The following is a 17,980-nucleotide window of genomic DNA, read 5'->3' as shown; positions in this document are numbered from 1 at the left end:
CCTCACTCGGAGGTCTTCCTCATGTCATCGACCCACGCCGTCCGCCGTCACCAACGTCCGTGGTCAGTACACCTAGCGTGCGCAGGATGGCGCTCATCTACCCGGTCCGGCTGGACACCCCCGAGCCCGACGACGACGCGGCTCCCGACTACGCGGAGCTCGCCGCCGACCTCTCCGACCAGTGGCTGGTCGAGGTGGATCTCGGCGAGGACGGCGACGACGCCTGCTTCGGGCCGCTGACCCCGCGGGCCGCCTGGGACCTCGCCCTCGGCGTGGACGAGCGGCAGCCGGAGTGGACGGTGTCGGTGCTGCCGCTGCACGTGCCGGGCACCGCCGACGAGCTGGTCGCCCTCTTCACCGAGGACGACTAGGCAGGCTCACCAGCCGCGCTCGCGCCACTCCGCGAGGTGCGGGCGCTCCGCGCCGATCGTCGTGTCCTTGCCGTGGCCCGGGTAGACCCAGGTCTCGTCGGGGAGGACGGCGAACAGCCGCTGCTCGACGTCGTCGATCAGGCTGGCGAACCGGGCGGCGTCCTGCTGGGTGTTGCCGACCCCTCCCGGGAAGAGGCTGTCGCCGGTGAAGACGTGCACCCCGGCGTCGTCCGGCCCGCGCCAGACGAGGGCGATGCTGCCGGGCGTGTGCCCGCGCAGGTGCACCACCTCGAGCGTCTGGTCGCCGACGGCGACGGTGTCGCCGTGCTCGACGGGCCGCTGGACCGGTACCGGGAGGTCGGCACCGTCGGCGGGGTGCGCGACGGTGACCGCACCGGTGGCGGCCACGACCTCCGGCAGCGCGCGGTGGTGGTCCCAGTGCCCGTGCGTGGTGACGACGGTGCGCAGGTCGACGTCGCCGACGAGGGCGCGCAGGGTCTCCGGCTCGGCGGCCGCGTCGACGAGCAGCGCCTCGCCGGTCGCGGTGCAGCGCAGCAGGTAGGCGTTGTTGGCCATCTCGCTGACGGCCACCTTGCTGATCGTGAGTCCGGGCAGCTCCCGCACGTCGGCGGGCCCGCCGACCTCGACCTCGCCGGTGTACTTCGCGGTGCTCATCCGGACTCCGTTCGGAAAGTGTCGGCGGACGCCGTTACGGTCCAGGCATGGACGCTAGCGGAGGTGTCGGCACAGCTCAGGGTGACGCCGGGGGCGGGGCCCGGTCGGCGGCGTCCGTGGTGGGTCTGCCCGCGACGGAGATCGCCGCGCTGGTGCGCGCCGGGGAGGTCACCGCGGTCGACGTCGTCCGCGCGCACCTCGACCACATCGAGGCCGTGGACGCCCGGGTCGGGGCCTTCCGCGTGGTCCGGCGGGAGGCCGCCCTGCTGGAGGCGGCGGCCGTGGACGCCAGCCTGACCCGTTTCGCCCTGCCGCTGGCCGGGGTTCCGGTCGCGATCAAGGACAACGTCGCCGTCGCGGGGGAGACCTGCACCGACGGTTCTCCCGCCCGCACCGCCGGTCCCGAGTCCAGGGACCACCCGGTGGTCACGCGGCTGCGCAAGGCCGGCGCCGTCGTCGTCGGCATCACCCGCGCCCCCGAGCTCTGCCTCTACGCGGCCACGGACGGCCCCGGCACGGTCAGCCGCAACCCCTGGGACACCGCCCTGTCGCCCGCCGGCAGCTCCGGCGGGAGCGCCGCGGCGGTGGCCGCGGGCGGCGTCCCGATCGCGCACGGCAACGACGGCATGGGCTCGCTGCGGCTGCCGGCGGCGGCCTGCGGGCTGGTCACCCTGAAGCCCGGCACTGGAGTGGTGCCCGGCGGCATCGGGGCCGACGACTGGTCGGGCATGGCCGTCAACGGCGCGCTCGCCACCACGGTGGCCGACCTGGCGGTGGCGCACGCGGTGCTGGCGGGGGAGGACCCGGCACCGCCGGCCGGCCCGGGCCGCCCGCTGAGGATCGCGGTCAGCACCCGGTCCCCGGTCCCCGGGGTGGGCGCCGACGCCGCCACCCGCGCCGCGGTGGACGCCGTGGTGGCCCAGCTCCGCGCGGCCGGGCACACCGTCGTGCGGCGGAACCCGCCGATCACGCCGGCGGCTGCCGCCGGCGCCCTCGTCCGCTGGATGGCCGGCGCGGAGGACGACGCGGAGTTCCTGGGCATCGACCGAGCCGAGCTGCAGCCGCGCAGCCGCACCCACGCCCGCATCGGCCGGGTCGTCCGGCGGCTCGGGCTGGTCCGGCCGCGCACCCAGGAGCGGTTCCGCGAGCGGATGACCCGCTTCTTCGACGACGTCGACGTGCTGCTGACGCCGGTGACCACCGGGCCGCCGCTGCCCGCGCGGCCGTGGCACGAGCGCGGCTTCCTGGCCAACATCACCGCGAACGCGCGGTGGGCGCCGTGGACCGCGGCCTGGAACCTGGCCGGCATCCCGGCCGCCGTGCTGCCGGCCGCGAGCCGTCCGGCGGGGCCGCCGGTACCCGTCCAGCTGGTCGGTCCGCCCGGCTCCGAGGCGCGTCTACTCTGGCTGAGCGGGGAACTCGAGCGGCAGCTGCCCTGGCGCCGGTACGCCCCCGTCTTCGACCCCACCTCCCCGGCGGCCGGCTGAGACCACCGCCCGGCACACCGCCCGGGCGCAGGTCACAGTTGCCCGGCGGACGTTCGCGGAACGGCCCGGCGTTGTACCCACCGACCGCGACCGCGCCACGGCCGCCGCCCCGCACCACCGCGATATCCACCCAGCGACCGACAGGGATCACATGGACCGGCTCGTCGTCCGCGGCGCCCGTGAGCACAACCTCAAGAACGTCACCATCGACCTCCCCCGTGACGCGCTCATCGTCTTCACGGGGCTCTCCGGCTCGGGCAAGTCCAGTCTGGCGTTCGACACGATCTTCGCCGAGGGGCAGCGCCGGTACGTGGAGTCGCTGTCGGCCTACGCCCGGCAGTTCCTCGGCCAGATGGACAAGCCCGACGTGGACTTCATCGAGGGACTGTCACCCGCGGTGTCGATCGACCAGAAGGCGACCAATCGCAACCCTCGCTCGACCGTCGGCACGATCACCGAGATCTACGACTACCTGCGTCTGCTCTACGCGCGCGCCGGGCAGCCGCACTGCCCGAACTGCGGGAAGCCCATCTCCAGGCAGACCCCGCAGCAGATCGTCGACCAGGTGCTGGCCATGGAGGAGGGCACCCGCTTCCAGGTGCTCGCCCCGGTCGTCCGGGCCCGCAAGGGCGAGTACGTCGACCTGTTCAGCTCCCTGCAGACGCAGGGCTTCTCCCGCGTCCGCGTCGACGGGACGGTGCACCCGCTCACCGAACCCCCGACGCTGAAGAAGCAGGAGAAGCACAGCATCGAGGTCATCGTCGACCGCCTCACGGTGAAGGAGAGCGCCAAGCGCCGGCTCACCGACTCGGTGGAGACGGCGCTCGGCCTCGCCGGGGGTCTCGTCGTCCTGGAGTTCGTCGACCTCCCCGAGGACGACCCGCACCGCGAGCGCACCTTCTCCGAGCACCTCGCCTGCGTCGACGACGGGCTGTCCTTCGAGGCGCTCGAGCCCCGCTCCTTCTCCTTCAACTCCCCGTTCGGCGCCTGCCCGGAGTGCACCGGCATCGGCACCCGCAAGGAGGTCGACCCCGAGCTCGTCGTGCCCGACCCCGGAAAGAGCCTCGGCCAGGGGGCGATCGCGCCCTGGTCGAGCTCGATGAGCAACGAGTACTTCACCCGGCTGCTCACCGGCCTGTCCCAGCAGATCGGCTTCTCGATGGACGAGCCGTGGGAGCGGCTGCCGGCCAAGGTGCAGAAGGCGATCCTGCACGGCTCGCCCGACCAGGTGCACGTCCGCTACAAGAACCGCTACGGCCGCGAGCGCAGCTACTACGCCGCCTTCGAGGGGGTGCTCCCGTTCCTGGAGCGCCGCCACGACGACACCGACAGCGAGTACATGCGCGACAAGTACGAGGGCTACATGCGCGACGTCCCGTGCGCCGTCTGCCACGGGACGCGGCTCAAGCCCGAGATCCTCGCCGTCAAGATGAGCGGCCGGTCCATCGCCGAGGTCACCAGTCTGTCGATCGGCGAGGCGTCGCAGTGGCTGGGCGCCCTCGAACTGGGCGAGCGGGAGAAGGCCATCGCCGACCAGGTCCTCCGCGAGATCCAGGCCCGGCTGTCCTTCCTGGTCGACGTCGGCCTGGACTACCTCTCCCTCGAGCGGCCCGCCGCCACCCTGGCCGGTGGCGAGGCGCAGCGCATCCGGCTGGCCACCCAGATCGGCTCCGGCCTCGTGGGGGTCCTCTACGTGCTGGACGAGCCGTCGATCGGCCTGCACCAGCGCGACAACACCCGGCTCATCGAGACCCTCGTGCGGTTGCGCGACATGGGCAACACCCTCATCGTCGTCGAGCACGACGAGGACACCATCAAGGTCGCGGACTGGGTGGTCGACATCGGGCCGGGTGCCGGCGAGCACGGCGGCGAGGTCGTCGTCAGCGGCACGGTGGAGCAGCTGCTGGCCAGCGAGCGGTCGCTGACCGGCGCCTACCTCTCCGGCCGGAAGGTCATCGCCGTCCCGGAAAAGCGGCGCGCGCCGGAGCCGGGGCGGGAGCTGGTCGTCAAGGGTGCCCGTGAGAACAACCTGCGCGGCATCGACGTGACGTTCCCGCTCGGTTGCCTGGTGGCGGTCACCGGGGTGTCGGGGTCGGGCAAGTCGACGCTGGTCAACGACATCCTCTACACGACGCTGGCCAACCAGCTGAACCGGGCGCGGCAGGTGCCGGGCCGGCACCGCACCATCACCGGCCTGGAGCACCTGGACAAGGTGGTGCACGTCGACCAGTCACCGATCGGCCGCACCCCGCGGTCCAACCCGGCCACCTACACCGGCGTCTGGGACCACGTCCGCAAGCTGTTCGCCAGCACGACCGAGGCGAAGATGCGCGGCTACCTGCCCGGGCGGTTCTCCTTCAACGTCAAGGGCGGCCGCTGCGAGGCGTGCTCCGGCGACGGCACGCTGAAGATCGAGATGAACTTCCTGCCCGACGTCTACGTGCCGTGCGAGGTGTGCAAGGGCGCCCGGTTCAACCGCGAGACCCTCGAGGTGCACTACAAGGGCAAGACGGTGTCGGAGATCCTCGACATGCCGATCGAGGAGGCCGCGGACTTCTTCGCCGCCATCCCGGCGATCGCCCGGTACCTGCGCACCCTCACCGAGGTCGGGCTGGGGTACGTACGGCTGGGTCAGCCGGCCACCACCCTCTCCGGTGGCGAGGCGCAGCGGGTGAAGCTAGCCAGCGAGCTGCAGAAGCGCTCGAACGGCCGCAGCATCTACGTCCTCGACGAGCCGACCACCGGTCTGCACTTCGAGGACATCAGGAAGCTGCTGATCGTGCTCCAGGGGCTGGTCGAGAAGGGCAACTCGGTCATCGTCATCGAGCACAACCTCGACGTGATCAAGAGCGCCGACTGGCTGATCGACATGGGGCCGGAGGGCGGCTTCCGCGGCGGCTCCGTCGTCGCGGAGGGCCCGCCGGAGTTCGTGGCCACGGTGCAGGAGAGCCACACCGGCCGGTATCTGGTGCCGATGCTCGACACCGACGCGATCGCCGCGGCCGCGGCCGGTCCGGTGAAGAAGCGGACCCGCAAGAAGGCGAGCTGACGGAGGTCGGGGCGCGGGCTCAGCGCGTGCGCCCCGACCAGTTCCGCACGGTGGTGTCGAACGACGTCAGGAACCGGTCGAACGACCGGTCGACGTCCCGGGGCATCCCGAAGCCGCCGGCCGCCTCCAGGGTCACGAACCCGTGCAGCGCCGCCCGCAGCGAGCGGGTGGCGTCGATCGCGTCCTCGCCGGTCAGGCCGTAGCCGGCGAGGACGGCGAGCACGATCCGCAGGGCGGCGTCGGCCGCCTTCACGTGCTCGGCGTCGCCGGGGTCCGGTGCGCGCACCGAGGCCGCGTACCGGCCTGGGTGGCCGCGGGCGAAGTCCCGGTAGGCCGTGGCCAGGGCGTGCAGGGCCGCCTCCCCGGAGCGCCCCACGGCGGCGTCGGTGATCGCCTGCGTCAGCTGGACCGTGCCCAGGACGGCGACGTCCCGGCGGAGCCCGTCCAGGGAGTCGATGTGCTTGTAGAGGCTGGGCAGCCGCACACCCAGCCGTTGGGCGACGGCGGCCAGGGTGAGCCGGTCGAAGCCCAGCTCGTCGGCGACGTCCGCAGCCTCCCTCGCGACCCGCTCGGGCGTCAGCCCGGCCCTAGGCACCGGCGACCACCGACCGGCAGAAGTCGACCAGGCGCGGGTTGACCAGCTCCGGCGCGTCCGCCTGGGGATAGTGCCCGGCGTCGGGCACGAGCAGGACGTCGGCGCGCAGCCGGTCGGCGATCCATTGCGCCTCCGCCGCCGGGTCGGCGAAGTCGGGGTCGGAGGCACCCATGACGACGAGGACCGGTTGCCGCACCTGCGGCAGTCGCTCCTCCGCCGGGGTGTGATCGGTCCGGGTCGTCGCCGCGAAGGCCCGGGTCCGGCCGGGACGCCGCATGCTGTCGGCGATCGCCCGGCGGTGGGCGGCGAAGTCGTCCGGCTTCCGCCCGGGGGAGAGCGAGGGGTAGTACAGCCCCCAGACCGGGCGTGCCCACGGGCGGGCCAGGAGCACGCGGACCAGGCCCCGCATCAGCGCACCGATCGGCGGGTTGCGCACGAACGGGCCGACCAGGGCCAGCCCGCGCACCAGCTCCGGCCGCTCGGCAGCGGCCCACACCGCGGCCCCGGCCCCCATGGAGTTCCCCACCACGATGGCCGGTCCGCCCAGGTTCTCGATCAGGGTGAGCACGTCCTCGCCGGCCGCCACGTCGTCGTAGCGGGTGAACGTCGCGTCGCTGTCGCCGTGCCCGCGGAGGTCCACGGTGGCGACCCGGTGACCCGCCGCGAAGAGCGCCGGGACCGTGAATCGGTACGCGCTGCGGAGATCGCCCATCCCGGGCAGGCAGACGACGAGCGGGCCCTCCCCGGCCACCTCGTAGGCGATCCGGCCTTCGGGGCGCTCCAGGTACTGCGTCGTGTCCATGCTGACCCCATCCACGCTGGCTACTGCTGACAGCCGCAAAGCTAACGGAGTTAGCCAGAGCGGTCAATCCCTCGCCCGGGGGCGGTGCAGCGGGGTCCCTGCCCGGGGTGAGGGGTCTGCCTCTCGTGCGCCGGCCGGGCCCTGGTCGGCCGGCGGGTCGGCGTCGCCTGGGCGTCGTCGGTGACCGTGGTGACGCTCGACCCGGCCCTGGCCCCGGACGTGGAGTCCGGCGCAGGTCGACCGTGCGGCCGGCGCCGTCGGCCAGGGGGTTGTGAGAGATGTCACTGGAGGCGTACCCTCTGTGTGACCGACGTCACCGGGGTGCTGCCTGCACTCCACGAGGAGGCCGCGATGAGCGCACTCACGCCCGACTGCGACCCGGACATGGCCCACTGCGGCCAGCCGTGGCAGGGCAAAGGGTCCCGGGGTTCGGGAATCCTCTCCGCCGTCGTCCTGGTCGCCCTCCTCGGCCTCTCCCTGGTGGTGGTGACGAAGGACGTGGTGGCCGACGCCTTCGACTTCGTCGCCGTCCCGGTCGGGTTGCTGGCGGCAGTGGCGCTGTCCCGCAGGGTGGCCCGCCTGGCGACCCGCGGCGCGTCGGCGGTCGCCGCGCGCGTGCCGACCGTCGCCGTCCGCCGGTCGCAGCCGGTGGGCTGAACCGCTCGACCGAGCACCACCCGGAGCGAGGCCCTCGGGCCCCGCTCCGGTGGCATGTCCGGCTCCCACCGGCGGCGCCTGTGACGGGTGGGACGGACGGGTGCGGCCGCTGACGGCGTGTCGCACCCGCGACCTAGTGTGGGGACATGGCCGATCCGTCCACGTACCGCCCCGCGGTCGGCTCGATCCCCGAGACCCCCGGGGTCTACCGGTTCCGCGACCCGAACGGCCGGGTCATCTACGTCGGCAAGGCCAAGAGCCTCCGGCAGCGGCTGAACAGCTATTTCGCCGACGTCGCGGGGCTGCACCCCCGCACCCGCCAGATGGTGACGACGGCGGCGAGCGTCGAGTGGACCGTCGTCGGCACCGAGGTCGAGGCCCTCCAGCTCGAGTACAACTGGATCAAGGAGTTCGACCCGCGGTTCAACGTCCGCTACCGCGACGACAAGAGCTACCCCTCGCTGGCGGTCACGGTCAACGAGGAGTTCCCGCGGCTGCAGGTCATGCGCGGCCCGAAGAAGAAGGGCGTCCGGTACTTCGGGCCCTACGCCCACGCCTGGGCCATCCGCGAGACCCTCGACACGCTGACCCGCGTCTTCCCGGCGCGGACCTGCTCCAACGGCGTCTTCAAGCGGGCCGGGCAGATCGGCCGGCCCTGCCTGCTCGGCTACATCGGCAAGTGCGCCGCGCCCTGCGTGGAGCGGGTCAGCGCCGAGGAGCACCGGCAGATCGTCGACGACTTCTGCGACTTCATGGCCGGCCGGACCGACTCGATGACGAAGCGCCTCGAGCGGGAGATGGCCGAGGCCGCGGAGGCGATGGAGTACGAGAAGGCTGCCCGGCTGCGCGACGACCTCGGCGCCCTGAAGCGCGCGATGGAGAAGCAGGCGGTGGTCCTGGGCGACGGCACGGACGCCGACGTGGTGGCCTTCGCCCAGGACGAGCTCGAGGCCGCCGTCCAGGTCTTCCACGTGCGCGGCGGCCGGGTGCGCGGCCAGCGCGGCTGGGTCATCGACAAGGTCGAGGAGGTCAGCACCGGGCAGCTGGTCGAGCAGTTCCTCCTCCAGGTGTACGGCGGCGTCGACGAGCAGACCGGCGTCGGGGAGGCGGGGGAGGCCGTGCCCCGCGAGGTGCTCGTCCCGGAGCTGCCCGAGGACGCCGACGTCTACGTGGAGCTGCTCGAGGAGCTGCGCGGCGGTCGGGTGTCCCTGCGCGTCCCGCAGCGCGGCGACAAGCGCAGCCTGATGGAGACCGTCGAGCGGAACGCCAAGGAGGCGTTCGCCCGGCACCGGGTCAAGCGCGCCAGCGACCTCACCGCGCGCTCCCTGGCGCTGTCGGAGCTGCAGGAGGCGCTGGAGCTGCCCGACGCCCCGCTGCGGATCGAGTGCATCGACATCAGCCACGTGCAGGGCACCAACGTGGTGGCCAGCATGGTCGTGTTCGAGGACGGCCTGGCGAAGAAGTCCGACTACCGCCGGTTCGCCGTCGCAAACGGCACCGATGACACCGCGGCGATGGCCGAGGTCGTCCGCCGCCGGTTCGCCCGGCACCTCAAGGACGAGGCCGACCGGAAGGACGAGCAGGGCGTCGCGGCCGAGGAGGGCCGGCCGCGCCGGTTCGCCTACCCGCCGAACCTGCTGGTCGTCGACGGTGGGGCGCCGCAGGTCGCCGCCGCGGCGCGGTCCCTCGACGAGCTGGGCGTCGTCGACGTCGCGGTCTGCGGCCTGGCCAAGCGCATGGAGGAGGTGTGGCTCCCGGGCGAGAGCGACCCGGTGATCCTGCCGCGCACCTCCGAGGCGCTCTACCTGCTGCAGCGGGTGCGCGACGAGGCGCACCGCTTCGCCATCACCTATCACCGGCAGAAGCGGTCCACGAGCATGCTGGTATCCCTCCTCGACGACGTCCCGGGCCTGGGTGAGGCCCGGCGGAAGGCGCTGATGAAGCAGTTCGGATCCCTCAAGCGGCTGCGTGCGGCCACGGTCGAGGAACTCATGGCGGTGCCGGGCATCGGCCGGCGGACGGCGGAGGCCGTGCAGGCGGCGATCGCCGAGCCGGCCGGGACGCCGGAGGGCGGCGAGCCGGGCGAGACGGTCCTGGCGCCGCAGGGGCCCGCCGAGCAGGGCGCCCCACGACCCGGCTCGGGTGACGCCGCGGAGATCGGGCGGGTGGCCTCGTGACCACCGGCACCGAGGGCGCCGCGGTCGGTCGGCAGAACGACGTCTCCCCGGCGCTGGACCCGACGACGACCGAGACGCCGCCGCTGGAGGTCGTGGTGGTCACCGGGCTCTCCGGCGCGGGCAAGAACAGCGCGGGCCGCGTGCTGGAGGACCTCGGCTGGTACGTCGTCGACAACCTCCCGCCGGCCCTGCTGCTGCCCATGGTCGAGCTGGGCGCCCGCGGCGACCTGCGCCGCTTCGCGGCCGTCGTCGACGTCCGCAGCCGCGCCTTCTCCAGCGACCTGCAGGAGGCCATCAAGGTGCTCTCCGGCGCCGGGCACCGGCCGCGGGTGGTCTACGTGCACGCCCGCGACGAGGTCCTGGTCCGCCGCTACGAGTCCAACCGCCGCGAGCACCCGCTGCAGGGCAACGGCACGCTCATCGACGGCATCACGGCCGAGCGCACGCTGCTCACCGGCATCGCGGGCGAGGCGGACCTCTGGGTGGACACCAGCGACCTCAACGTCCACCAGCTGCGCGCGACGCTGGAGAACGCGTTCGCCCGGGAGGGGCGCACGCCGCCGCTGACCGCGACGGTGATGAGCTTCGGGTTCAAGTACGGCCTGCCGCTGGACGCCGACCTGGTGGTGGACGCCCGGTTCCTGCCCAACCCGCACTGGGTCCCGGAGCTGCGCTCGCACACCGGGCGCGACGCCGACGTCCGCGACTACGTGCTGGGCCAGCAGGGTGCCGAGGAGTTCCTCGACCGCTACGTCGACGTGCTGCGGCTGCTCGTCCCGGGCTACCGGCGCGAGGGGAAGCGGTACCTGACGCTCGCGGTCGGCTGCACCGGCGGCAAGCACCGCAGCGTGGCGATCGCCGAGGAGTTCGCGCGCCGGCTGGGCGCCGAGGGCGTCGCCGCCGTGGCGCGGCACCGCGACCTGGGTCGCGAGTAGTGGCCCGCGTGCCGGTGGCGGGGCAGCAGCCCCGGGTGGTGGCGTTCGGCGGCGGGCACGGACTGGCCGCTGCCCTGGCGGCCTGGCGGCGGATCACCGGGCAGCTGACGGCCGTGGTGACCGTCGCCGACGACGGCGGCTCGTCCGGGCGGATCCGCCGGGAGATGCCCGTGCTGCCGCCCGGCGATCTCCGGATGGCCCTGGCCGCCCTGGCCGGTGACGAGGAGCGCGAGCAGACGCTGGCGGCGTTGTTCCAGCACCGCTTCGGCGGCAGCGGCGTCCTGGCCGGGCACCCGGTGGGGAACCTGCTCCTGACCGGACTGGCCGAGATGCACGGCGGCGACACCGTCCGCGCGCTCGACGAGCTCTGCGCGCTGATCGGCGCGCAGGGCCGGGTGCTGCCGATGGCCGACGAACCGCTCGACCTGGTCGCCCGGGTCGAGACCGTCGACCGGGACGACCCGGCGCGGGTGCGCACCATCCGCGGCCAGGTCGCGATCGCGGCCAGCCCGGGGCGGGTGCGCGACATCCGCGTCGCGCCGGCCGACCCCGTCGTGCACCCGGCGGTGCTGGAGGCCATCGCCCAGGCCGACGTCGTCTCGCTCGGCCCGGGGTCCTGGTACACCTCGGTGCTGCCGCACCTGCTCGTGCCCCGGCTGCGCGCGGCCCTGGCCGAGTCGCAGGCCCGCGTCGTGGTGGTGCTGAACCTGGAACCGCAACCCGGTGAGACGGACGGTTTCTCCCCGGAGGAACATCTCAACGTGCTCCTGGCCCACATGGACGGAGTGGCGTTGCACAGCGTGATCGCCGATGCTGAATCGGTTGTTGACCGCCGTGGTCTGCTGAACGCGGTCCGTAGCTGCGGTGCCGAGCTCCTGCTGGCGCCGGTGGCCGAGCCGGACGGCGCGCCGCGGCACGACCCGGAACGCCTGTCGGCCGCGCTGGCGTCGGTGGTCGGGGCGCGCTGAACGAGTAGAAGTGGCCGACCGGGTAACGGTAGGCAGAACCGCACGAGGGGGAAGGGGACGGCGTACATGGCGCTGACCCGAATGCCGGTCACGGAACGTCCCGGCGCGACGTGGGGGTGGACAGCATGGCGATGACCGCCATGGTGAAGGACGAGCTCTCCCGGGTGGAGTGCACGAAGACCTCCGAGCGGAAGGCCGAGGTGACCGCGCTGCTGCGGTTCTCCGGCGGCCTGCACATCGTCGGGGGCCGGGTGGTCATCGAGGCGGAGCTCGACACCGGGTCGGTGGCCCGACGGTTGCGCCGGGACATCAGCGAGGTCTACGGCTACACCAGCGGCGTCAGCGTGCTCGCCGGCGGCAACATCCGCCGCGGCGTGCGCTACCTGGTCCGCATCGCCAAGCACGGCGAGGGGCTGGCCCGTCAGACCGGCCTGGTCGACCAGCGCGGCCGGCCGGTGCGGGGACTGCCGCCGGCCGTGGTCTCCGGCAGCCTGAACGACGCCGAGGCCGCCTGGCGCGGGGCCTTCCTGGCGCACGGCTCGCTCACGGAGCCGGGCCGGTCCTCGTCGCTGGAGGTCACCTGCCCCGGCCCGGAGGCCGCCATGGCGCTCGTAGGGGCGGCCCGCCGCCTGGGCATCGCCGCCAAGGCCCGCGAGGTGCGCGGCGCGGACCGAGTGGTCGTCCGCGACGGTGACGCGATCAGCGCGCTGCTGACGCGGATGGGGGCGCACGACGCCGTCCTGGCGTGGGAGGAGCGGCGCATGCGCCGCGAGGTCCGCGCGACCGCCAACCGGCTGGCCAACTTCGACGACGCGAACCTGCGCCGCTCCGCCCGGGCCGCCGTCGCGGCGAGCGCGCGCGTGGAGCGGGCCCTGGAGATCCTGGGCCAGGACGCCCCGGAGCACCTGCTCGTCGCCGGTCGGCTGCGACTGGAGTTCGGTCAGGCGTCCCTGGAGGAGCTCGGCCAGCGCGCCGACCCGCCCATGACCAAGGACGCCGTCGCCGGCCGCATACGGCGTCTCCTGGCGATGGCGGACAAGCGGGCCAAGGACCTCGGCATCCCGGACACGGAGTCCGTCGTCACCGACGACATGCTCGCCCAGTAGTAGAAGGACCACGCTTCCCCCCACGCCTCGCACGCTCGGCGCGGGTCCCTGAGCGTGGCCGTTCCATCCCGTCACCTGAGATCGCCGATCCACACGGCTCCCGCCGCGGAGCCGTGCGGTTCGGCGATCTCGTCGTCCCGGGCCGGCCCGGTCGCCCGAACGGGGCGACGGGGAGCCGGGCCCCGGAACGACCGATAGGGTCTGCACGAACGAGGCCGCGCCACGTGCGGCTCGACGAACGTGACGGTTCCCATGGGAGGTCTGCAGTGACGGTCCGGGTAGGCATCAACGGATTCGGCCGGATCGGCCGCAACTTCTGGCGTGCCGCCGCCGCCAGCGGTCAGGACATCGAGATCGTGGCGGTCAACGACCTCACCAGCAACGAGGCCCTGGCCCACCTGCTGAAGTACGACAGCATCCTGGGCCGCCTGCCGCAGGACGTCGTCGCGGACGGCGAGGGCATCACCATCGGCGGCAAGCAGATGAAGGTGCTCTCCGAGCGCGACCCGGCGAACCTCCCGTGGGCCGACCTGGGCGTCGACGTCGTCGTCGAGTCCACCGGCTTCTTCACCAAGGCCGCCGACGCCCGCAAGCACGTCGACGCCGGTGGCGCCAAGAAGGTCATCATCTCCGCGCCGGCCACCGACGACGACATCACCATCGTCATGGGCGTCAACGACGAGCTCTACGACGGCTCCCAGACCGTCATCAGCAACGCGTCCTGCACCACGAACTGCCTGGCCCCGCTGGCCAAGGTCCTCAACGACGCGTTCGGCATCGAGCGCGGGCTGATGACCACCATCCACGCCTACACCGCCGACCAGAACCTGCAGGACGGCCCGCACAAGGACCTCCGCCGGGCCCGCGGCGCGGCGCTGAACATGGTGCCGACGTCCACCGGTGCGGCCAAGGCCATCGGCCTCGTGCTGCCCGAGCTCAAGGGCAAGCTCGACGGCTACGCCATCCGCGTCCCCGTCCCCACCGGCTCGGCGACCGACCTGACCGTGCAGCTCAAGCGCGAGGCGACCGCCGACGAGATCGACGCCGCCTACCGCGAGGCCGCAGCCGGCCCGCTCGGCAAGTACCTCACCTACACCTCCGACGAGATCGTGTCCTCCGACATCGTCACCGACCCGTCGTCGTGCATCTACGACGCGAAGCTGACCAAGGTCTTCGGCCCCATGGCCAAGGTGCTCGGCTGGTACGACAACGAGTGGGGCTACTCCAACCGCCTCGTCGACCTCACCTCCCTGGTGGGCTCGAAGCTCTGATGCGTTCCGTAGACGACCTCATCGGCGAGGGCGTCTCGGGTCGGCGCGTGCTGCTGCGCGCCGACCTGAACGTCCCGCTGGACAAGAGCACCCGCGAGATCACCGACGACGGCCGGATCCGCGCGAGCCTGCCCACGGTGCAGGCGCTGCGCGAGGCCGGCGCCCGGGTGGTCGTGGCCGCCCACCTGGGCCGCCCGAAGGGCGCGCCCGACCCGCAGTTCTCGCTCGCCCCCGTGGCGGCGCGGCTCGGTGAGCTGCTCGGGACCACCGTGCCGCTGGCCGCCGACGTCGCCGGCAGCGACGCCGTCGCCCGTGCCGACGCCCTCGGCGACGGGGACGTGCTGCTGCTGGAGAACGTCCGCTTCGAGGCGGCCGAGACCTCCAAGGACGACGCCGAGCGGGGTGCGCTGGCCGACCGGCTGGCGACCCTCGCCGACGCCTACGTCGACGACGCGTTCGGCGCCGTGCACCGCAAGCACGCCTCGGTGTTCGACGTCGCCGAGCGGCTGCCGCGTTACGCCGGCCGGCTGGTCGCCCGCGAGCTGGAGGTCCTCACCCGGCTGACCACCGAGCCGGAGCGCCCCTACGTGGTCGTGCTCGGCGGCTCCAAGGTCAGCGACAAGCTCGCGGTCATCGAGGCGCTGCTGCCGAAGGTGGACCGCCTGCTGGTCGGTGGCGGCATGTGCTTCACCTTCCTGGCTGCCCAGGGCCACGGGGTCGGGTCGTCGCTGCTGGAGGCCGACCAGGTCGACACCTGCCGCCGGCTCCTGGCCGAGGCCGACGGCCGGATCGTGCTGCCGGTCGACGTCGTCTGCAGCCCCGCGTTCGCCGCCGACGCCGGGTCCACCGTCGTCGACGCGGCGGCCATCCCCGACGACCAGATGGGTCTGGACGTCGGGCCGCGCACCGTCGAGCTGTTCGCCGGTGAGCTGTCCGGCGCCCGCACGGTGTTCTGGAACGGGCCGATGGGCGTGTTCGAGATGGCCCCGTTCCAGGCCGGGACGCGTGGCGTCGCCGAGGCGGTCGCCGCGGTCTCCGGGCTCTCGGTCGTCGGCGGCGGCGACTCCGCGGCGGCGGTCCGGGTGCTCGGCCTGCACGAGGAGTCCTACGGGCACATCAGCACCGGCGGCGGCGCGTCGCTGGAGTACCTCGAGGGCCGGGAGCTCCCGGGCCTCGCGGTGCTGACGGACTGAGCGGGGAGACATGACCACCACCGCCGCGCGCCGGCCGCTGATCGCCGGCAACTGGAAGATGCACATGACCCACCTGGAGGCCATCGGCCTGGTCCAGAAGGTCGTGTTCAGCCTCAAGGACAAGGAGCTCGAGGCCGCCGAGGTCGTCGTGCTGCCTCCGTTCACCGCCCTGCGCAGTGTCCAGACCCTCGTCGCCGGCGACAAACTGGCCATCGGCTACGGCGCCCAGGACCTCTCGGCCCAGGACTCCGGCGCCTACACCGGCGAGGTCAGCGGCGGGATGCTCAGCGCCCTGGCCTGCGGCTACGTGACCGTCGGGCACTCGGAGCGCCGTGCCCTGCACGGCGAGGACGACGCCGTCGTCGCCGCCAAGGTGCAGGCGGCCCTCCGCCACGGGGTCGTGCCGATCCTGTGCGTGGGGGAGGGGCTGGAGGTCCGGAAGGCCGGCAGCCACGTCGCGCACTGCACCGCCCAGCTCGACGCCGCGCTCGAGGGCCTGTCGGCCGAGCAGGTGCAGGGCCTCGTGATCGCCTACGAGCCGGTCTGGGCGATCGGCACCGGCGAGGTGGCCACCCCGGACGATGCGCAAGAGGTCTGCGGTGCGCTGCGGGCGCGGCTCGCCGAGCGCTTCGGCGACGAGACGGGCTCCGGCGTCCGTATCCTCTACGGCGGGTCGGTGAAGGCCGCCAACACGGCCGGGATCCTGGCCGGGGCGGACATCGACGGCGCGCTCGTCGGCGGTGCCAGCCTGGACGCCGACGAGTTCGCGCAGATCTGTCGGATCGCCGCCGGCGGTAGCTGAACCCTGCTGCCCGCCGCCGGCCGGACACGGGTGGGGGCGGGCGGCAGGTGGCGCAGCAGAACCTGGAAGGGCTGGCCGACCGGCTGCCGACCTGGGCGCGGGGCTGGTCCCGGCGCCGGATCTTCGGCTCGGCGGCGGCCGTCCTGCTCGTGGTCGTGCTCGCGGTCAGCTGCCTGGGCGGAGCCGGCGGACGGGCCGACGTCCCGGTCCTGGCCGAGGGGCCCGACGCGGGTGTCGAGGGCGTCCGCTCGCCGTCGGAGGCCAGTGGCGGCACCCTGCGGGTGGTCGCCCCGACGATCGACAGCCTGGACCCGCAGCGTTCCTACCTGCCCGGCGTCTGGAACCTGATGCGGCTCTACGCCCGCACGCTGGTCACCTACGCCAGCGAGCAGGGGAGCACCGGGGAGCTCGTCCCCGACCTGGCCACGGACCTCGGGACGGTGTCCGAGGACGGACTCACCTGGACCTTCACCCTCCGCGAGGGCGTCCGGTTCGAGACCGGGCAGCCGATCACCAGCCGGGACGTCAAGTACGGCATCGAGCGGTCGTTCGCCTCCGACGTCATCGTCGGCGGGCCAACCTACGTCGTCGACCTGCTGGACGACCCGGCCAACCCCTACCCGGGGCCGTACTCCACGGAGGAGGACGACCCGGACCTCACCGCGGTGGAGACGCCGGACGACCGGACGATCGTCTTCCGGCTGCGCTCGCCGCAGCCCGACTTCCCCTACGTGATGGCGCTGCCGTCCAGCAGCCCGGTGCCGGCCGACGCCGACACCCGGGGCGAGTACGGGCGGGACCCGGTGTCCTCGGGCCCGTACGCGGTGACCTCGGTCGACCCCGAGACCGGCATCCGGCTCGACCGCAACCCGCAGTGGGACCCGGCCACCGACGGCGTCCGGACCGCGCTGCCCGACACCGTCGTCGTCCGCACCGGGCTCTCCGGGCTGGAGCGGGACCAGGCGCTCCTGGCCGGCTCCGCCGACATCGACGTCTCCGGGACCGGCGTGCAGACGGCGACGACGGCCCGGATGCCCGAGAACGATGCACTGCTGGCGCGGGTGGACGACGTGACGACCGGCGCGGTCCGCGTGCTGGCCCTGCCCACCGACGTCGCACCGATGGACAACCCGTCCTGCCGGTCCGCGGTCGCGGCGGCCGTGGACCGGAGCGCGGTCCAGGCGGCGCTCGGCGGAGCGGCCAACGTGGTGCGCAGCTCCCAGCTGTGGCCCCGCGACCTGGCCGGCGGGCCCAAGCATCGCGACGCCGACCCGGACCCGGACCTGGCCCGCGCCGCTCTGGAGGAGTGCGGGCAGCCCGAGGGCTTCAGCACGGTGCTGGCCGTGGCCGACGTGCCCAGTAGCCTGGCGGCGGCCGAGGCAGTGGCGGCACAGCTCGGCGAGGTGGGGATCGACGTCGAGGTGCGGCCGCTGGACCCGGTCACCTTCTACGCGACCGAGGTCGGCAACCCCGACAACGTGCGGCAGAACGGCTACGGGCTGGTCCTGGCCACCCGGACCGCGGACCTGCCCACCCCGGGGTCGTTCCTGGTGCCCATGGTCGACGGCCGCAGCGTGCGCACCGTGGGGAACCCCAACTACGCGCGGCTGGCCGACCCGGCGATCGACGCGCTGGTGGACCAGGCGCGGGGCCAGGGCGTGGAGGGCTGGCGCGCGGTCGCCGAGGCGGTGCTGGAGACGTCGGCCTACGTGCCGCTGGCCGAGACGCGCATCCAGCTGCTGGCCGGGCAGCGGCTGCGCAACGGGCTGGTCATGCGGCCCTACGCGGGCTACGACGTGGCCACCGCCGGCGTCCGCTAGTCCCGTCCCGGCGCGACCTCGGCGGTACCGGGAGAGGCGTCGGCTAGGCTCGTACCGAGAGCTGGCGTCCGT

At 73.5% G+C, this 17,980-nt stretch carries 15 protein-coding genes; 12 read left to right on the top strand and 3 right to left on the bottom strand.

The window, feature by feature from the left end; genetic code table 11:
* Positions 1-86 precede the first annotated feature (86 nt).
* Complete coding sequence (locus GCU60_RS05315) at positions 87-371, top strand: hypothetical protein (protein ID WP_163202897.1); 285 nt, start codon at positions 87-89, stop codon at positions 369-371.
* A 6-nt stretch (positions 372-377) separates the two neighbouring features.
* Here GCU60_RS05315 and GCU60_RS05310 read toward each other — a convergent pair whose 3' ends face one another.
* Positions 378-1,046 (bottom strand): MBL fold metallo-hydrolase, encoded by a 669-nt coding sequence (locus tag GCU60_RS05310; protein WP_163202895.1) that lies wholly within the window; start codon positions 1,044-1,046, stop codon positions 378-380.
* 47 nt (positions 1,047-1,093) lie between these two features.
* Here GCU60_RS05310 and GCU60_RS05305 point away from each other — a divergent pair, with 47 nt between their 5' ends.
* Both GCU60_RS05305 and uvrA read left to right on the top strand, forming a co-directional pair.
* Positions 1,094-2,533 (top strand): amidase, encoded by a 1,440-nt coding sequence (locus GCU60_RS05305; RefSeq protein ID WP_163202893.1) that lies wholly within the window; start codon positions 1,094-1,096, stop codon positions 2,531-2,533.
* Between the two features lie 151 nt (positions 2,534-2,684).
* Positions 2,685-5,582, top strand: a complete 2,898-nt coding sequence (uvrA, locus tag GCU60_RS05300) for an excinuclease ABC subunit UvrA (RefSeq protein ID WP_163202891.1) — start codon at positions 2,685-2,687, stop codon at positions 5,580-5,582.
* Between the two features lie 19 nt (positions 5,583-5,601).
* On the opposite strand, the gene GCU60_RS21490 is transcribed toward uvrA, so the two are convergent.
* Together GCU60_RS21490 and GCU60_RS05290 are read right to left on the bottom strand one after the other, a co-directional pair.
* Positions 5,602-6,177, bottom strand: coding sequence for a WHG domain-containing protein (locus tag GCU60_RS21490; protein ID WP_163202889.1), 576 nt, complete (start codon positions 6,175-6,177; stop codon positions 5,602-5,604).
* Positions 6,170-6,979, bottom strand: coding sequence for an alpha/beta fold hydrolase (locus GCU60_RS05290; protein ID WP_163202887.1), 810 nt, complete (start codon positions 6,977-6,979; stop codon positions 6,170-6,172). The genes GCU60_RS21490 and GCU60_RS05290 overlap by 8 nt, the downstream gene beginning before the upstream one ends.
* A 351-nt stretch (positions 6,980-7,330) precedes the next feature.
* Here GCU60_RS05290 and GCU60_RS05285 point away from each other — a divergent pair, with 351 nt between their 5' ends.
* The 9 genes from GCU60_RS05285 to GCU60_RS05245 all read left to right on the top strand — a co-directional run bounded on the left by GCU60_RS05285 (position 7,331) and on the right by GCU60_RS05245 (position 17,908).
* Positions 7,331-7,636: a hypothetical protein gene (locus tag GCU60_RS05285; RefSeq protein ID WP_163202885.1), complete on the top strand. Its 306-nt coding sequence runs from the start codon at positions 7,331-7,333 to the stop codon at positions 7,634-7,636.
* A gap of 146 nt (positions 7,637-7,782) precedes the next feature.
* The gene (gene uvrC, locus GCU60_RS05280) at positions 7,783-9,813 is read left to right on the top strand and encodes an excinuclease ABC subunit UvrC (protein ID WP_163202882.1); all 2,031 of its coding nucleotides are present in this window, start codon (positions 7,783-7,785) and stop codon (positions 9,811-9,813) included.
* On the top strand, positions 9,810-10,748 hold the full coding sequence (rapZ, locus tag GCU60_RS05275) for an RNase adapter RapZ (protein WP_163202880.1): 939 nt from the start codon (positions 9,810-9,812) through the stop codon (positions 10,746-10,748). Before uvrC ends, rapZ begins: the two co-directional genes overlap by 4 nt.
* Positions 10,748-11,716, top strand: a complete 969-nt coding sequence (locus tag GCU60_RS05270; RefSeq protein WP_163202878.1) for a uridine diphosphate-N-acetylglucosamine-binding protein YvcK — start codon at positions 10,748-10,750, stop codon at positions 11,714-11,716. The genes rapZ and GCU60_RS05270 overlap by 1 nt, the downstream gene beginning before the upstream one ends.
* 125 nt (positions 11,717-11,841) lie before the next feature.
* Positions 11,842-12,822: a DNA-binding protein WhiA gene (gene whiA / locus GCU60_RS05265; protein WP_163202876.1), complete on the top strand. Its 981-nt coding sequence runs from the start codon at positions 11,842-11,844 to the stop codon at positions 12,820-12,822.
* A 266-nt stretch (positions 12,823-13,088) separates the two neighbouring features.
* On the top strand, positions 13,089-14,093 hold the full coding sequence (gap, locus tag GCU60_RS05260; RefSeq protein ID WP_163202874.1) for a type I glyceraldehyde-3-phosphate dehydrogenase: 1,005 nt from the start codon (positions 13,089-13,091) through the stop codon (positions 14,091-14,093).
* Complete coding sequence (locus tag GCU60_RS05255; protein WP_163202872.1) at positions 14,093-15,286, top strand: phosphoglycerate kinase; 1,194 nt, start codon at positions 14,093-14,095, stop codon at positions 15,284-15,286. The genes gap and GCU60_RS05255 overlap by 1 nt, the downstream gene beginning before the upstream one ends.
* Positions 15,287-15,296: 10 nt before the next feature.
* Positions 15,297-16,088: a triose-phosphate isomerase gene (tpiA, locus tag GCU60_RS05250; RefSeq protein ID WP_163202870.1), complete on the top strand. Its 792-nt coding sequence runs from the start codon at positions 15,297-15,299 to the stop codon at positions 16,086-16,088.
* 47 nt (positions 16,089-16,135) lie between these two features.
* Positions 16,136-17,908 (top strand): ABC transporter substrate-binding protein, encoded by a 1,773-nt coding sequence (locus GCU60_RS05245; protein ID WP_163202868.1) that lies wholly within the window; start codon positions 16,136-16,138, stop codon positions 17,906-17,908.
* Positions 17,909-17,980 lie beyond the last annotated feature (72 nt).

It is taken from the genome of Blastococcus saxobsidens, assembly GCF_010682065.1.
Classification (GTDB): domain Bacteria; phylum Actinomycetota; class Actinomycetes; order Mycobacteriales; family Geodermatophilaceae; genus Blastococcus; species Blastococcus saxobsidens_B.
This window is presented reverse-complemented; position numbering and strand designations above follow the sequence as displayed.

What these genes read in the sequence shown, in the direction of transcription:
- GCU60_RS05290 (WP_163202887.1), bottom strand. Translation starts at nt 6,979, where the DNA reads ATGGACACGACGCAGTACCTGGAGCGCCCCGAAGGCCGGATCGCCTAC.
- GCU60_RS05285 (WP_163202885.1), top strand. Translation starts at nt 7,331, where the DNA reads ATGAGCGCACTCACGCCCGACTGCGACCCGGACATGGCCCACTGCGGC.
- whiA (WP_163202876.1), top strand. Translation starts at nt 11,842, where the DNA reads ATGGCGATGACCGCCATGGTGAAGGACGAGCTCTCCCGGGTGGAGTGC.
- uvrC (WP_163202882.1), top strand. Translation starts at nt 7,783, where the DNA reads ATGGCCGATCCGTCCACGTACCGCCCCGCGGTCGGCTCGATCCCCGAG.
- uvrA (WP_163202891.1), top strand. Translation starts at nt 2,685, where the DNA reads ATGGACCGGCTCGTCGTCCGCGGCGCCCGTGAGCACAACCTCAAGAAC.
- tpiA (WP_163202870.1), top strand. Translation starts at nt 15,297, where the DNA reads ATGACCACCACCGCCGCGCGCCGGCCGCTGATCGCCGGCAACTGGAAG.
- GCU60_RS05255 (WP_163202872.1), top strand. Translation starts at nt 14,093, where the DNA reads ATGCGTTCCGTAGACGACCTCATCGGCGAGGGCGTCTCGGGTCGGCGC.
- GCU60_RS05315 (WP_163202897.1), top strand. Translation starts at nt 87, where the DNA reads ATGGCGCTCATCTACCCGGTCCGGCTGGACACCCCCGAGCCCGACGAC.
- GCU60_RS05310 (WP_163202895.1), bottom strand. Translation starts at nt 1,046, where the DNA reads ATGAGCACCGCGAAGTACACCGGCGAGGTCGAGGTCGGCGGGCCCGCC.
- GCU60_RS05305 (WP_163202893.1), top strand. Translation starts at nt 1,094, where the DNA reads ATGGACGCTAGCGGAGGTGTCGGCACAGCTCAGGGTGACGCCGGGGGC.